15 protein-coding genes are annotated in these 15040 nt (G+C 45.4%); 4 read left to right on the top strand and 11 right to left on the bottom strand.

Features of this window, described 5'->3' with window-relative positions; translation table 11 throughout:
* Nucleotides 1-5: 5 nt before the first annotated feature.
* Genes MC24_RS05700 through MC24_RS05690 form a run of 4 tightly spaced genes read right to left on the bottom strand, consistent with a single transcriptional unit; the run spans nucleotide 6 to nucleotide 3177 of the window.
* Nucleotides 6-719 carry an SDR family oxidoreductase gene (locus MC24_RS05700; RefSeq protein WP_038053385.1) on the bottom strand — a complete coding sequence of 238 codons (714 nt, stop codon included), beginning with the start codon at nucleotides 717-719 and terminating at the stop codon, nucleotides 6-8.
* Nucleotides 697-1476, bottom strand: a complete 780-nt coding sequence (locus tag MC24_RS09870; protein ID WP_235280324.1) for an HD-GYP domain-containing protein — start codon at nucleotides 1474-1476, stop codon at nucleotides 697-699. Before MC24_RS09870 ends, MC24_RS05700 begins: the two co-directional genes overlap by 23 nt.
* On the bottom strand, nucleotides 1457-2554 hold the full coding sequence (locus MC24_RS09865) for a transporter substrate-binding domain-containing protein (protein ID WP_235280323.1): 1098 nt from the start codon (nucleotides 2552-2554) through the stop codon (nucleotides 1457-1459). The genes MC24_RS09870 and MC24_RS09865 overlap by 20 nt, the downstream gene beginning before the upstream one ends.
* 17 nt (nucleotides 2555-2571) lie before the next feature.
* Entirely contained in the window at nucleotides 2572-3177 is a 606-nt protein-coding gene (locus tag MC24_RS05690) for a Crp/Fnr family transcriptional regulator (RefSeq protein ID WP_038053382.1), read from the bottom strand.
* An 89-nt stretch (nucleotides 3178-3266) separates the two neighbouring features.
* Here MC24_RS05690 and hcp point away from each other — a divergent pair, with 89 nt between their 5' ends.
* Entirely contained in the window at nucleotides 3267-4562 is a 1296-nt protein-coding gene (hcp, locus tag MC24_RS05685; RefSeq protein WP_038053378.1) for a hydroxylamine reductase, read from the top strand.
* Nucleotides 4563-4623: 61 nt separating this feature from the next.
* Here the strand turns inward: hcp and MC24_RS05680 are convergent, their stop codons facing one another.
* Genes MC24_RS05680 through smc form a run of 6 tightly spaced genes read right to left on the bottom strand, consistent with a single transcriptional unit; the run spans nucleotide 4624 to nucleotide 11203 of the window.
* Nucleotides 4624-5301 (bottom strand): YjjG family noncanonical pyrimidine nucleotidase, encoded by a 678-nt coding sequence (locus MC24_RS05680; protein WP_038053373.1) that lies wholly within the window; start codon nucleotides 5299-5301, stop codon nucleotides 4624-4626.
* Nucleotides 5298-6137 carry a GNAT family N-acetyltransferase gene (locus MC24_RS05675; RefSeq protein WP_038053371.1) on the bottom strand — a complete coding sequence of 280 codons (840 nt, stop codon included), beginning with the start codon at nucleotides 6135-6137 and terminating at the stop codon, nucleotides 5298-5300. The genes MC24_RS05680 and MC24_RS05675 overlap by 4 nt, the downstream gene beginning before the upstream one ends.
* Complete coding sequence (gene fliS, locus MC24_RS05670; RefSeq protein WP_038053369.1) at nucleotides 6134-6547, bottom strand: flagellar export chaperone FliS; 414 nt, start codon at nucleotides 6545-6547, stop codon at nucleotides 6134-6136. Before fliS ends, MC24_RS05675 begins: the two co-directional genes overlap by 4 nt.
* Before the next feature lie 11 nt (nucleotides 6548-6558).
* A complete protein-coding gene (locus MC24_RS05665; RefSeq protein WP_011943992.1) occupies nucleotides 6559-7152 on the bottom strand; it encodes a hypothetical protein in 594 nt (197 codons plus the stop codon).
* Entirely contained in the window at nucleotides 7149-7688 is a 540-nt protein-coding gene (locus MC24_RS05660) for an NUDIX domain-containing protein (protein ID WP_038053366.1), read from the bottom strand. The genes MC24_RS05665 and MC24_RS05660 overlap by 4 nt, the downstream gene beginning before the upstream one ends.
* Nucleotides 7689-7690: 2 nt before the next feature.
* Entirely contained in the window at nucleotides 7691-11203 is a 3513-nt protein-coding gene (gene smc, locus MC24_RS05655; protein WP_038053361.1) for a chromosome segregation protein SMC, read from the bottom strand.
* Nucleotides 11204-11276: 73 nt separating this feature from the next.
* Between smc and MC24_RS05650 the strand changes: the two genes are divergently transcribed.
* From MC24_RS05650 to MC24_RS05640, 3 genes are read left to right on the top strand one after another with little or no spacing between them, the layout of a single operon-like run.
* Entirely contained in the window at nucleotides 11277-12416 is a 1140-nt protein-coding gene (locus MC24_RS05650) for an aldo/keto reductase (RefSeq protein WP_038053358.1), read from the top strand.
* The gene (locus MC24_RS05645; RefSeq protein ID WP_038053356.1) at nucleotides 12413-14344 is read left to right on the top strand and encodes a sensor domain-containing diguanylate cyclase; all 1932 of its coding nucleotides are present in this window, start codon (nucleotides 12413-12415) and stop codon (nucleotides 14342-14344) included. The genes MC24_RS05650 and MC24_RS05645 overlap by 4 nt, the downstream gene beginning before the upstream one ends.
* Nucleotides 14337-14834, top strand: coding sequence for a methylglyoxal synthase (locus MC24_RS05640; RefSeq protein WP_038053353.1), 498 nt, complete (start codon nucleotides 14337-14339; stop codon nucleotides 14832-14834). Before MC24_RS05645 ends, MC24_RS05640 begins: the two co-directional genes overlap by 8 nt.
* On the opposite strand, the gene MC24_RS05635 is transcribed toward MC24_RS05640, so the two are convergent.
* Entirely contained in the window at nucleotides 14831-15037 is a 207-nt protein-coding gene (locus MC24_RS05635; protein WP_038053350.1) for an FmdB family zinc ribbon protein, read from the bottom strand. The two genes, MC24_RS05640 and MC24_RS05635, sit on opposite strands and share 4 nt — an antisense overlap.
* Between the last annotated feature and the right edge of the window lie 3 nt (nucleotides 15038-15040).

Genomic DNA, 15040 nt, shown 5'->3' with positions numbered 1-15040 from the left:
TTTCCTTATAGTGGAAATTTGGAAAGCCCGCCATCTACGACGATGGTCTGTCCTGTTAAGTAAGAGGCCTTTTCGGAACAGAGGAACACCACAACACTGGCTATCTCTTCAGGTTTCGCCATTCTTTTCATGGGAATATGAGATTCCACCTGCCTTCTCTTTCCCTCATCGAGAAGTTCTTTCACCCTCTCCGTCTCCGTCCAGCCTGGTGCCACACAGTTCACCGTGATACCGTACGGTGCCACTTCGAAAGAGAGTGTTTTTAGAAATCCAGTGAGGGCCATCCTCGCGGAATTGGATGTGTAGAGATTCTCTATCGGTGAGACCACGGAAAAAGAGGTGATGGCCACGATCCTTCCCCAGCCCTTCTTTTTCATCGCTGGAAGATAGTTTCTCACGATTTTGATCATGTTCAAAAAGAGGCTGTCGATCGCTTCTTTGAAATCCTCATCCATAAGTTCATCGAAGAACCCTGCCTTTGGCCCTCCTGTGTTCAGAACGAGAATGTCCACCTCTTTCACCTTTTTGAACAACGGATTGAGATCCTTTCTGAGATCGCAGACGACGTATCCGTGTCCACTTCTTTTCAGAAGCTCTTCATTTCTCGCACAGATGGTAACTTCCGCTCCTTCCTGACTCAGAGCGTTCGCCACGGCTCTTCCAATACCCCTGCTCGCCGCAAGAACGAGTGCTTTCTTATCCCCGATGCCCAGTTCCAAGGTCTCCTCCCCCTTCCAAGAACTCTATGAATTTCTCCACGATAGCAGAATCGAACTGTCGCCCCGCATTTCTTCTCAGCTCTTGAATCGATTCTTCGACACTTTTTTCTCTCTTGTAGGGTCTATTGCTTCTCATCGCCTGGTAGGAATCCGCCACACACAGAACACGGGCTTCGAAGGGTATTTCTTCGCCTTTGAGACCGTCCGGGTACCCTTTTCCGTCCCATCTTTCGTGGTGATGCCTTATCCAGATTGCAATATCCTCAAAGCCGTCGATTTCCTTGACCAGCTCGCATCCCTTGACGGGATGTATCTTTATCAGTTCGAATTCATGTTCATCAAGCTTGCTCGTTTTGTTCAAAACAACCTGGGGTACGTAGATCTTTCCAATGTCGTGTAGAAGGCCTGCCCAGTAGAGTTTTTCCAGCTTTTCATCGCCCAAGTCAAACATCTTTCCGATCTCAACAGCGTAATAGGCCACCTCTTCTGAATGCCCTTTCGTGTAATAGTCGTAATACTCCAGTGCTTTCACCCAAGTTTTCACAATGTCTTTGTAGAGTTTCCTTTCTCTGCTTATCAACTTTCTGTACGTGTATATGGCAGAAATGATGGTTAGAAGCGACTTGAGAACTCCTTTTTCATCTTCGCTGAGGTCGTCTTCCAGCACAATGTAACCGTGTTTTTCGCCTGAATGAGATATTTCAAATACCGTCCCTTCGACTTTCTCAAGTATACGATCATCGAGAATTACTCTCAATTTTTTTTGCGTTCAGAAGGTATTTCACGATTTGCCCCATTTCGAAAGAGAACCTGGATTTGTCTTCGATGAAAACCAGTTTGGCCATTCTCCTCACCGATTCTCTGAACCTCTCGTTGAGCTCTCTGATCTCACCGTAGAGCTTCTCGAGTTCTTCCTGGTTCGCAAAGACCTCCTGATAGAGGGCTTCTATCTCTTCGTTCTGGGCTTTCAACTCTTCGTTTGCCTCTTTCAGCTGAAGGGTTCTTTCCTCAACTTTTCTTCTCAACAAATAGATGAACGTCAGGGCAATGCCAAAAACTACCAGGAAAGCTGCGATTCCATAAAAGACTACCCTCAAGAACCACGGAGGTGTCACAAAGACAAGCGGTATATAGTTTCTGATGATTTCATTTCTTTCTCTTTCGGAAATACGGCTCAGTCCAGAATTTATAAGCGACAGGATACTTTCGTTACCCTTCAAAACAGCAACATGGAGATAATTCGTCTCAAGATGAAGAGTTCGGAATTCAGAAAGGAGATCACCCTTTGAAAGGTAGTACCTTGCCACTATATCATCACCTAGGAAAACCGATATCTTTCTCTCTTTCAACGCCTTCACAATGGAGGAATAATCGTCGAAGAACTCGAACTCCACATCCGGATTTTTCTTGCGAAGAGTTTCCACAACACCTTCTCCCTTGAGAGCGCCGACAACGTAAGAGGACAGGTCCGAAAAATCTCTTATGGGAAGGGCTTTTCTGAAGAATACACAGGAATTCATTACGAAGACAGGTCTGGAAAAAGAAAGGTTTTCTTCTCTCTCGAGGGTTTTAAAGATCTGATCGATCGCGTCAACCTTTCCTTCAGTCAACAATTCCTGCGCCTTGTACCACTTCACAGGCACGAGCTCAACTTCTACACCGGTTTTTTCTGAAAAGAGCTTCCAGAAATCGACGGAGATCCCGATAAGATTTCCGTTTTCATCGTAAAAAGAAAATGGTGCGTAGTCCTCATCGAGGGCTATCCGAAGGGGTTGAGAAAAAATCGAAATCGATAAAATCAGAAAGAAAAGAACAATCCCCCTGATCCCTATCACCCTCTTCCCTGTTCTGTTTAGATTCTATCATGTTCGAGAGGATCTTTGAGAACCTTTATCCTTCTTCCATGTTTCTCTATGTATCCTTCCCTCTCCAGTTCCTGAAAGACCCTCGAAAGCGCCGGTCTGGCACAACCAAAAAGTCTGGAGAGCTCTTCTAAGGTGACAGGGAGTATCAATTCTCTCTCTTCGTTCATGTGATGCACCAGGAAGTTCAACACTTTTTCTCTGAGCGTCTTCATGGTGAGGAAAAAGAGCTTCTCAGAAACTACCCTGAAGTGTTCCGATACGTCTTTCAAAAAGAAAAGAAGAAGCTCTTTGTCTTTCATCAGAAGATCGAGAAAAACCTCTTTTGGTATTGAGAGGATCTTTGAATCCTCTCCTGCCACCACGTTCACCGGGAATCTAGGTTCGCTGGAGAAGATGAAACCAGATGCGATGATCTGAACGGGTTTTATTTCATCGATCTCAAGGGTTCTTCCGTTTTCGGAGACATGTTCCGTTTTCAAAGTTCCTTCCAAGAGAACAAGCACGTCTTCTATCGGTTCATCCTGGTATTTCACGATTTCACCTTTTTTGAACACGATTATTCTCCCACATGGGAGCAGTTTTTTCAGATCCATTCTCTCACCTCGTAACAATTGTTACAGACAGGATTATCCCAACCTAATTATACTTCATGGTGGAAAACCCAGAAAAAGGAGGGAAAAGCATGCAGATGTTCTGTTATCAGTGTTCACAGGCTGCGAATGGTACTGGTTGTACAGAGTACGGTGTTTGTGGAAAGAGTCCGACGGTTGCAAGGCTCCAAGACAACCTCGTCTTTGCCATAAAAGGGATCTCCGCCTACTACTACCACGCGAGAGAACTCGGTTACGATGATCCCGAGATCGCAGGTTTCCTCGATGAAGCACTCTACAGTACTCTCACCAACGTAAATTTCGACGCACAGTCCTTTGTGGAGTACGCACTCGAGGCGGGCCGAATGAATCTGAGAGCGATGCAGCTTCTGAAGAAGGCACACATCGAAACTTACGGAGAACCCACTCCTGTCGAGGTGGAAACTGGAACGAAGAAAGGAAAGGGAATCATCGTGACAGGTCACAACCTGAAAGCCCTCGAAGAACTCCTGAAACAGGTCGAAGGAACAAACGTCTACGTTTACACACACTCCGAGATGCTCCCAGCGCACGGATACCCCGGTCTGAGAAAGTACAAGAATCTCGTGGGGAACTTAGGAAAAGCCTGGTACGATCAAAGAAAGCTGTTCGCAGAGTACCCCGTTGCCATCCTGGGAACTTCAAACTGTGTCTTGATTCCCTCTGAATCGTACAGAGACAGGATGTTCACAACAAGCATCGCAAGACTCCCCGGTGTGAAACACATAGATGGATACGACTACACCGAGGTGATAGAGAAGGCAAAGAGCTTGCCAGATCTTGAAGAAAAGCCGGGAAGTTACAAACTCAGAACAGGATTTTCCACGTCCGCAGTGGTCTCTCTTGCAGACAGAATAAAAGAACTCGTGGAGGCTGGGAAGATAAAACACTTCCTCGTCGTAGGAGGATGCGATGTACCGTTCAAGAGGAACGAGTACTACAGAGAGTTCGTTCAGAAACTCCCTAAGGAAACCGTTGTGATCACACTCGCATGTGGGAAGTTCAGGATAAACGACCTCGATCTTGGAGACATAGAAGGCATTCCGAGACTCATCGATGTGGGACAGTGTAACGACACGATCGTGGCGATAGAAATCGCCCAAGCACTCGCGAAAGTTTTCGGTGTGGAAGTCACAGATCTTCCTCTCACGCTCGTTCTCACCTGGATGGAACAGAAGGCAGTTGCGATCCTGTGGACACTTCTCGCGCTCGGTCTGAAGAACATATACGTTGGACCCGTTCTTCCCGCGTGGGTGAACGAGGACATTCTGAAAGTACTCACCGCAGAGTTCGGATTGAAGACGATCTCGGAACCGGAAAAGGACATAAAAGAAATACTGAAGGTATGAAAAGAAATACTGAAGGTATGATTTTCCCCGCCACCCGGCGGGGTTTTTTACTTTACGAATCTCATAGAAACTCTTCTACGATCTTCCCCAGTTCTTCGAAATTTCTTGCAACCGGGAAATCTCCAGAGGAATCACCTTCAGGTGAGAAGAGTACGAAATCTATTCCGGTGCTCCTGGCACCCTCGAGATCACTGTTGAGGTCGTCCCCCACGTAGAGGACTTCTTCTTTTTTCAATTTCATTCTCTCGAGTGCCATCCAGAAAATGCGAGGATCTGGTTTTTCAACTCCCGCTTCTTCGGAAGTGAGAACGAAATCGAAGAATCTATCGAGTCTCAGTTTCCTGCTTCTTTTCTCCTGAACGAATTTGACTCCGTTCGTCACAACAGCCATTCGGAGATCTTTCTTCTTCAGCTTTTCGAGGAATTCTTCTGCACCTAGAAGGAAATAGGCCTCTTCAGAGAGAAACTCCAGGTAATCTTTTGCAACCTCTCCCAGATCCAGCGGAAGGTCCAGCGTTTTCAGAAATTCTTCGAACCTGGCTATAACAACGACGTCTTTCGATACCTTGCCTTCTGCGAGTAACCTCCACCACTTTCTGTTTATTTCTCTGTACAAAAACACCTGTTCCTCGGTGAGAGGAATTCCGTACTTCAAGAACGTTCTTTTCAGAGCCTGATCTTCGCTCTTTTCAAAATCCAAAATCGTCCCGTCTAAATCGAATAGAACTCCTTTTTTCAACTCAATTTCAACTCCATTTCGTACTGTACGAGAACTCTCTGGAAGCCATTCATTTCGAATGAACGAGAAAGAGGATCATCTTCGGGCACTGCTGTGCATGTCACAGTAGTTTTTCCGCTCTCTTTTTGTATATGATCCACACACTCTCTGATGAACTCGTCCATGCTTCCACGCAGGGCAAAAGCGTCCACTATGTAGACACTCTGGGAAGTCTCACCCCAGACCAGGTACCCTTCTCCCTCTCTCCAGCTTGCTCTCTCCATTCGATATCGCCCATCCGCAAGAAGGAGAGTGGTACACTCCCTTTGCCAGTTCGGGTTTCTTTTAAAATCCGTTCTCGCCTTGAGGGCGTACATATGGATCCTTTTCTCGTCCGTTTCGAAGAACTTCACCGTACCCGTTCCATCTATCCTCCTGTCAAAGAAATAACTGTAGAGCTCCCTTTTCTTTTTGAAACCATTCTTCTCGTAAAATCGAACCGCTCTTTGATCATCCGCTACAACTTCGAGAACAACGCTCTTTACACCTTTCCACATGAGATGTTCCAGCGCATGCTTCAAGATCATATCTGCGAGGCCTGTTCCTCTTTTCGGTTTGATCACTCCCATGGAGTCTATTCTACCTCTGTCTTTCCTTATGCATAGGAGGATGAATCCCACCGGAACTCCATCTTCAAAAAACACGAAAGAATCGTCAAGAGAGATCGAATTTTCTCTCACATCGAGGTTGAAGTTGTAAACATCCCAGTTCACGGGTACCGCATAATCCCTGAAAATCTCATTCACGAGGTTCACAAGATCTATCACAGAAACTTCACTCGCTTTCTTTATGGTCACCCCATGAGATTCAACCCCCCTTGCTTTTTTTCGGGAGGAGTCACGTTTCCCGCCTTCTTCACGGCTTCTTTCCAAACTTCGAGCAGTTCTTCGAGCATTCCACGAACTTCCTTGATTTTTTCCACATCTTTTTTCACGTTCCCCTCAACAAGCCTCTGGAACATGTAGTTGTAAAGGGCTCTCAGGTTCTGTGCGATCGTCCCACCCTTTTCCATGTCGAGGGAAAGGTTGAGCTCGGTGATGATGTCCTGTGCCCTCGTCACTTTCTCGTTGAACTCAACGAATTTTTTATCGGCCAACAAATTCTCGGCCTCTTTCAAAACTTCTATCGCCTTCTCGTAGAGCATCTGAACGAGCTTAGCGGGACTTGCGGTCATCACCATCTTTTCAAGATAGGTGTTTTCCTTCATCTTTTCACCTCTCAGGACGGTTCTTTCTGAAGCAACTCTTCAACTCTTCTGAAGAACTCTTCATAGTATCCAAAGACGTCCTTGAGCTCCCCATCTATAAGATCCGCTATTTTCACCAGATCTTTACTTTGAAGAGCGTTCACAAAGTCTGTGAGGATACGAACCAGGTTCTCCTCTTCAACTTTCAGTCCGAGTTCTTTCGAATTGATCCCGGTGATTCTTACGGTGTTCATACGAACGTTCTCCATCGCGTTCAGTCCTTCGGCGAGATCGTTTATACTCCTGTATCCCTCTGTGGTTCCAGCAACAACTGCGTCTGCCACCTTACTAAGGAGAGGTTTCACCCGTTCTATGTACCTGAGCACCTCTTCAATTGTTTCGAGGAGAAAATCCCTCAATGGAGAGAGTTCCAGTTCGATTTCCATTTCCTCGTTTATTTCCATCTGCTTCAAGTCTTCCAGTCTGGAGAGAGGCTGTTCTTCTTGGTCTATAACTATTCTTTTCACAACGAGATTCTCTTTGTTTTCTCTCACTCGATTGAGAAGTTCTCCCAAAGTCTGGACCCCTTCAACGACTATCTCCTCACCGTTCACGATCACCTTCATCGAATCACTCCTTTCGCAAAGAAAAACCGTGTTAGCGCACAGATGGTTTTGGAATCTTCTATCTCCGCGTTCCTGAGCAGAGAAAGTACCTCTTCGATGTGTAATTCCTTAACTTCAATGAACTCATCCGGATCTGTGTTCTGAGTGGTCTTTTCCAGGTCTTCGGCAGCGAATATGTGTATCACTTCCGTGGTGAAACCCGGCGTGGTGAAGATCTTTCCGAGATAAGAAAGCTTCTTCGCCCTGTAGCCAGTTTCCTCCTCGAGCTCTCTTTCTGCACACTCTTCAGGAGACTCTGCGGGATCCATCTTTCCCGCGGGAAGCTCCAGAAGGACCTGCTCGATTGGATACCTGTACTGTTCAACGAAAAGAATCTTCTCACCGAGCACAGGAACGATCACCACAGCACCGGGATGATCCACCACTTCACGGGTGGACACTTTGCCATCTGGAAGCCTCACATGGTCTACCCTCACACTTATCATCTTTCCTTCGAAGACTCTTTTGCTCTCGATTCTCTCTTCGTAGAACTTCACCTTTACACCTCCAGTATTTTCTCCACTTCTACCGGAACGATGGCCGACACACCGTTTACCATGGTCACCCCATGTAGAAGATCGGCAGCTTCCATCACGATTTTATTGTGCGTGATCACGATGAACTGGGTGTGCTTCGAGTTCTCTTTGAGGAGCCTCTTGAATCTTTCAGCGTTGTAGTCATCGAGAGGAGAATCAACCTCGTCGAGCACGTAGAAGGGGCTCGGTTTTATCTCCATGAGGGCGAAAAGCAGAGCCAATCCCACGAGCGCCTTCTCACCACCCGAAAGAAGGCTCAGTTTCTGATCTCTTCTTCCCGGTTTTCTTATGGATATTTCAAAACCCGCGTCGAGAATACTTTTGGCTTCAGAAACGATGTTGAGCCTTCCCTCACCACCGAAGAAGAGAAGAGAAATGAACCTGTTGAAGCTTTCGTTCACTCTCTGGTAAACGTCGAAGAGTAAACTCTCTGCTTCTCGATCCGTTTTTTCTATGATCTCTTCGAGTTTTCGTTTCGCTTCCTCGAGATCTTCTTTCTGTTTCAGTATTTCTTCGTACTCTTCGCGGAGTTTTTCGTACTCGTCTATCGCCGTGAGATCGACGGGGCCGAGGTACTTTATTTTGTTTTCCAAATCTTTTATCTGTCTATAGATCTCCTCGAGCTTTTCCTCACCGAGTTCCTCTACATCTTCTTCGTTTCCGGAAAACTCCTCCAGAAGATTCGCTATCTTTAACCTGGTCTCCTGGAGAGCCAGATCTATCTGATGGAGGTGGTTTCTCAGTCCTTCCTTTTCTTCCTTCAGTTCGTTCATTCTGTTTTCCACTTCTTGAAGTTCTCGCATCTTCTCTTCTTTACCTGATCTGTGGAGTTTCATGGCTTCGAACACATTGTCCATTTCTTTCTTCAAGTGCTCGATTTCTCTTTCGTGTTCTCTTATGAACTTTCTGTAGTTTTCCATTTCCTCTTCAAGGCTCGTCATCTGCAACTTTATGTCTTCCGTTTCCCGAGCAATTCGTTCTATCGTTTTTCTTGTGTCTCGCATTTCCTTTTCGTATCGATCTTTTGTTTCCAGGAGATTTCCAACCTCTGCTCTGAGTGTGAAAATCTTTTCGTTGAGTTCATCGAGGATCCTCTTTTCTTTCTCGAGTTCTTCGGAGTATTCGGCCAACGATTTTTGAAGGTCTTCTCTGTTCTGTTTCAGTTCGTCGATTTCCTCGAAGATCTTTTCTCTTCTCGCGTTCAGTCCTTCTTCTTTTGCTCTGTACTCAACCAGGAGCTTCTCCAGATTTTCCACTTCTTCTTGAAGCTGATTGATGGTTCTCAGGATCTCGGACAGAACAGTCTTGGTCGAAGACGATTTCCTGGAGAGTTCGAACAGCTCCCTCTGGACGAGCGTTTCCTGGTTTCGCAGGTTTTCCTGTTCTGTCTTCAGACTGGCCAGTTCATCCCTATTTTCTGCGATTTGTCTCTCTGTTTCTTCCATTTCCTGCTCCAGATGCTTCAGTTTTATGTGTCTTTCAAACACGTTGATCGATCTTTCTTCCTTTCCTCCTGTTATAGCCCCTCTTCCGCTTATGAGTTCACCATCGAGGGTAGCGATTCTGGTGTTCAGCTGGTATTCTTTCTTCATCCTGATCGCATCGTCGAGTGTTTCCACCACTACGGAATTCCCAAAGAGAAATCCTCCAAGAACCTCGAGATCTGAAGGAAGTTTCACCAAGTCAACGGCGTACCCCACAAACCCTTTCTCTTTTTCCAGTCCGGATATCCTGTTGAAAGAACCGTCTATCAGATCGAGTGGAAGTATCGTCACTCTTCCTGCTTCGTTCCGCTTCAGAAACTCCACGATCGCCTTCGCTGTATCTACGTTTCTCACCACGATGTTCTGAGCCATCCCACCGAGAAGTACACTCACAGCGAGGGAGTACTTTTCATCCACCTCTATCAGGTTCGAGACTACATCAACGAGTCCGGGAAAGCGCTCCTTTTCCTCGAAAACTGCTCTCACGGCCCGTGAGAATCCCTTGTACTCTCTCATGTCACGCTCGATCATTTCTTTTTCGAACAGGATCTCTCTCAGTCTTCTCTCCTTCACGTCTATTTCCGAGGTGATTTTTCTGATTTCTTTCTCGACCTCTTCCAATCTCTCACGAACAGTGTTCAATTCTTCTGTCAATTTTCTTTCTTTCTCATCGAATTCTTCCACACGCTTTGATATTTCTTTGAATTCGCTCTTCTTATCTTCGAGTTCTCTTCTCCTTGTCAGTATCTGGTTTTCCGTTATTTTTCTTCTCTTTTCGAGGTCCTCGAGTGTTTCTCCTATCCTCAAAAGCTCGCTCTCCAGTTTGAGTATCTGCTTTTCTAACCTGGAGATCTCGTCCCTGACTTTCAGAAATTCTTTCTCTTTCTCACTGAATCTTGAGAGAAGATTTTCTTTTTCTTTTTCGAACGCTTCGAGTTCTTTTGCCTTTTTCTCGTATTCTCCTGTCACTCCCTTGAATATGTACTCCATTTCTTCAAGACGTCTTTTGTGCTCTTCTCTTCGCTTTTCCAGCTCGTCGAGCCTGGTGGATAACTCCACGTACTTGTTTTCACTGTCTGCGAGCTTTGAAGAGTAGAATCCTTTCATCTCCACAAGATCATTCTGTCTTTTTTTATAATCCTCGAGGAGCTTCGTGTAACGTTCTATCTCCTGGTCCATCTCTCCGAACTCACTTCTCAGAGTACTCCACTTCGTCTCCAGTTCCACCAGTTCTTTCTGGATATTCTTTATTTTCTCGTTTGTCTTCTTCTCTTCTTCCTGGTAGAATTCCAGTTTTTTCCTTTCTCTCTTCAAAGCGTTTCCGTAGTAGATTCTTTGAAGTTCTTCAATCTGAGCAGTGTATTCCCTGAACCTTTCAGCACGCTTGGCCTTGAGGTAGAGAGATTTCATCTGCCTTTCACGCTCGAACAGAACGTCTTTCACTCTGTCGAGGTTCACCTTCGTTCTTTCGAGGTTCATCTCTGTTTCCTTTTTCTTCTCCCTGTATATGGAAACCCCTGCAGCCTCTTCCAGCAGCAACCTCAATTCTTCTGGAGAGGCATTAACAATTCTATCTATCTGTCCCTGTCCCACAATGGAGTAGAAGTCCACTCCAAGACCGGTACCTGCAAAGCGATCTCTGATGTCTTTCAATCTGACCGGGTTTCCGTTGAGGTAGTAAGTGTTCTCTCCTGTTCTCTTCAATTCACGGGCCACGGTTATTTCTTCTCCGTTCTCTTCAAAGACGAGTTCCACGTAGGCAGAACCAGCGGGTGGAAGGTTCTCTGATCCCGCAAAGATCATATCGAACTTTTCACTCGCGCGGAGCTCTTTCTTCGACTGTTCACCGAACACCCATTTTATAGCATCTATGATGTTAGATTTTCCACTACCGTTGGGGCCAACGATAGCGGTTACACGATCGGAGAAACCTATCAGGGAAGGTCTTCCAAAGGATTTAAAACCCTTTAAGTATAGTTTTTTCAGTCTCAAACCGATCCCCTCCCACACGTTAGATTTTATCATCATAGAGTGATAAAATTGATAACTGCAAGGAGGTGAAAATATGCAGTACAGGGATTTCGGAAAAACCGGAGTGAAGACGTCGCTCCTTGGTTTTGGAGCCATGCGACTTCCCGTTATTGGAGAGGATCACTCGAATATCGATGAAGAGAAAGCCATCGAAATGATCCGGTACGCCATCGATCACGGCGTGAACTACGTTGACACTGCCTATCCTTACCACGGAGGAAACAGTGAAAGAATCGTGGGGAAAGCACTGAAAGACGGATACCGCGAGAGGGTGTTCCTTGCAACCAAGTCTCCCGTCTGGAAAGTGGAAAAACACGAAGATTTCGAGAAGATCCTTGATGAACAGCTGGAGAAGCTCCAGACGGATCACGTTGATATGTACCTCATGCACGCTCTGAACAAAGAAAGATGGGAAAAAATCAGGAATCTGAGATTCTTTGATTTCTTCGAGAAAGCGAAAGCAAATGGAAAGATAAGATTCGCGGGCTTTTCGTTCCACGACGGCTATCCAGTTTTTAAAGAAATCGTCGATGGGTACGACTGGGACTTCTGTCAGATACAGCTCAACTACATGGACGTGAACTACCAGGCAGGGCTGAGAGGATTGAAATACGCTGGATCAAAAGGACTTGCCGTTGTGATCATGGAACCGCTCAAAGGTGGAAAGCTCGCGAGACTTCCAGAGAAGGTCATGAAAATTCTAAGGAAATACAACAGAAACTGGTCTCCAGTGGAACTGAGTTTTAGATGGCTTGGACATCACCCGGAAGTTTCCACCATACTGAGTGGAATGAGCACCCTCGAACAGGTGAAACAAAACATAGAGATCATGAGCAAGATCACTCCCGGCAATCTCACAGACGAAGACATGAAGATGATAGAAGAGATAAGAAGAACCCTCGAATCTTTCGCTGTGATAAACTGTACTCAGTGTGGATACTGTATGCCGTGTCCGAACGGTGTGGATATACCCGGAAACTTCCGTCTGTACAACGAAACCATCATGTTCGAAGATTGGGAAGGTGGAAGAGGAACGTACAGATGGTTCGAGAGTCAAAAATCCGCCGCTTCCTTCTGTGTTGAATGTGGTGAATGCCTCAGTAAGTGTCCGCAAAAGCTCGACATACCGAACCTTTTGAAAAAAGTCCACAAGGAGCTGGTAGGGGTCAAATGAAAAAACTCGTCTGGCAGGTGCTCCTCGCGGGCACCGCCCTTCTGATCATTTATTCTTTCTTGATCGGCACCCCTCTTAAAATTCACTTAGCGACTCACTGGGAAATTGTCCTTCCCAGAGTTCTTTTTCTTCTCGGATCTTTCTTGCTGAACGCCCTGTTTTCCCTGACGGGATCGTATGTGGTTCTTTTCGGAAGCGCTTCTCTGTTTTTTGGAGCGCTGATAAATTTTCTGGAATTTTTCTTTGTTTATCCGCCTTTGTTCTATCCCGTTAAATCGATATTTTACGTGTTCGGTTCCCTCCTGATTTTGATTGGAATTTCTAGGGTACTTTTAAAACTGAAGAGATTAATCCTGATGTTCAAAGGACTCTTCGAAGAAAACAACGACATGGTGATCTACTACGATCCATCTGGAAAGATTGTTGAAGTGAATCAAGCCGTCGAGAAGTTCCTGGGGTACACCCGTACTGACCTTCTCGGAAAAACCATAGAGGAGATCTCCGGTTCAGTTGAAGAAAGATTTTTGTTTCAAATCGAGAATTTCTCACACGATGGGATAAAGAGTCTGGAAAGAGAATTTCTTTCAAAGGATGGGAGAACCGTTATATGTGAAAGCAAGTTGATTCCAGTATATGAAGGAAAGAAACTCGCTATGATTCAAGAGATCGCTCGTCCCATCGATGATATAAAGAAAATAGAGGACCAGATCAGAAGAGAAAGAAAAAGATTCCTCGCTTATTTCAACAACACTCCCGTTTTGAGCGTCATCCTGAGAGAAGATGGAACGATTGAAGATGTGAACGAAACAGGCTGTAAACTTCTGGGAGTGAACAGAGAACACCTTCTGAACAAAAACTGGTTCGACATGTTCTCCGGAAGTTTTCCTCACGAAATTTTTGAAAGATCGTTCAAAGAAAAAATGGTGCACGAAGGTAGAATAGATGGAAGAATCATAAGATGGGTGTTCATACCCCTCGAAGAAAATAGAGTAATGGTAACTGGTCTTGACATCACCGAGTTGAAAGAAAATCTCACATCTCTGGAAAAAGACAAAAAATTCTATCAGCTTCTCTTGGATCTTTCAAAGAATCTTTTATCGCTCGGATGGAACGATTTCGTGTTCAGACAGTATCTTTCTCCACTCGGCGAAGTATTCGGTTCAAAGAGTGTGGCTCTATACGAAAAAAAGAACGGGAATTTCGTTCTGACAGCCTCTCTCAACGGTTCTTTCGAAGAGATTCTACCTAAGATACCAGAAGACATAGATTGTGAAAACGGAATGTTGAGAATTCCTCTTGAGTATGAAACGGAAATCTTCGCCGTGCTTATCGTTGGCTGTAGAAAAGCCGATGAGAGACTTTTTGAGATGACCAGACTCTTGAAAAACCACTTGGAACTCATCTACTGGAAATTGAAGGGAGAGGAAAGGATCCTCTGGCTTGCAGAACGCGATTCCTTAACGGGTGTGTACAATCGAGAAGCGTTCGAAAGCAGACTCGCTTACCTCATCAACCTTTCAAAAAGGTACAGCAGAAAACTCTCCTTCGTCTTCATCGATCTTGACGATTTCAAGCGTATAAACGATTCAAAGGGCCACTTGGTTGGAGATCGGGTTTTGAAGGAGTTTGTAAATAGACTCACCTCACTTCTGAGAAAATCGGATGTAGTTGGTAGAATCGGGGGTGATGAATTCGGTATCATACTCCCTGAAACGGATCGAGCAGGAGCAGAAATTCTCATGAAAAGAATGGAAGAGCACTTTAGAGAGCCTGTTTCGGTGGATGGGGAGTTGTTTTCTGTGAATTTCAGTTATGGTATCAGCGTGTTTCCCGACGACGGAGAAAGCATAGAAGAACTCCTGAAGATCGCAGATGAAAGAATGTACATGAATAAATTCAGCAAAAAGAGGAGGAGAGAGAATGTCTGACAGACCAAGAAGGTACAAGATATTCATGGATAAAAAGAAAAGGATCGCTCTCATCGCTCACGATAGGAGAAAGAGAGATCTTCTTGAATGGGTGAGTTTCAACCTTGGAACGCTCTCCAAACACGAGCTTTACGCTACGGGCACAACCGGTGCTCTCCTTCAGGAAAAACTCGGTCTCAAAGTACACCGACTGAAAAGCGGGCCTCTCGGTGGAGATCAGCAGATCGGTGCGATGATCGCCGAAGGAAAGATAGACGTGCTCATATTCTTCTGGGATCCTTTGGAACCACAGGCACACGATGTGGATGTGAAAGCACTCATCAGAATAGCCACGGTGTACAACCTCCCCGTTGCCATCACAAGATCCACAGCGGACTTTTTGATCTCCTCACCGCTCATGAACGATGTGTACGAGAAGATTCAGATAGATTACGAAGAAGAACTGGAAAAAAGAATCAGAAAAGTAGTAGAGGGTGAAGAGGATATTTAGCTACAGCCCGAACACCCTCCACAGCTTCCACCACATGAGGAGGAAGAGGAACCACCCTGAACGGAGAAGGAAATCTTCCTGTACACTCTTTCCTTCTCCTTTGAGTTACACTTAGAACATCTCAACTCGTCTATTTTGCTGTAAGAGGTGAACACTGTGTATTCTTCTCCACATTTCTTGCATCTGAATGTGTAAGTGGGCATTGT

The sequence above is a fragment of the Thermotoga sp. Mc24 genome (assembly GCF_000784835.1).
Taxonomy (GTDB): domain Bacteria; phylum Thermotogota; class Thermotogae; order Thermotogales; family Thermotogaceae; genus Thermotoga.
Note: the sequence above shows the minus strand (reverse complement) of the source record. Positions and strands in the feature narration are given on the sequence as shown.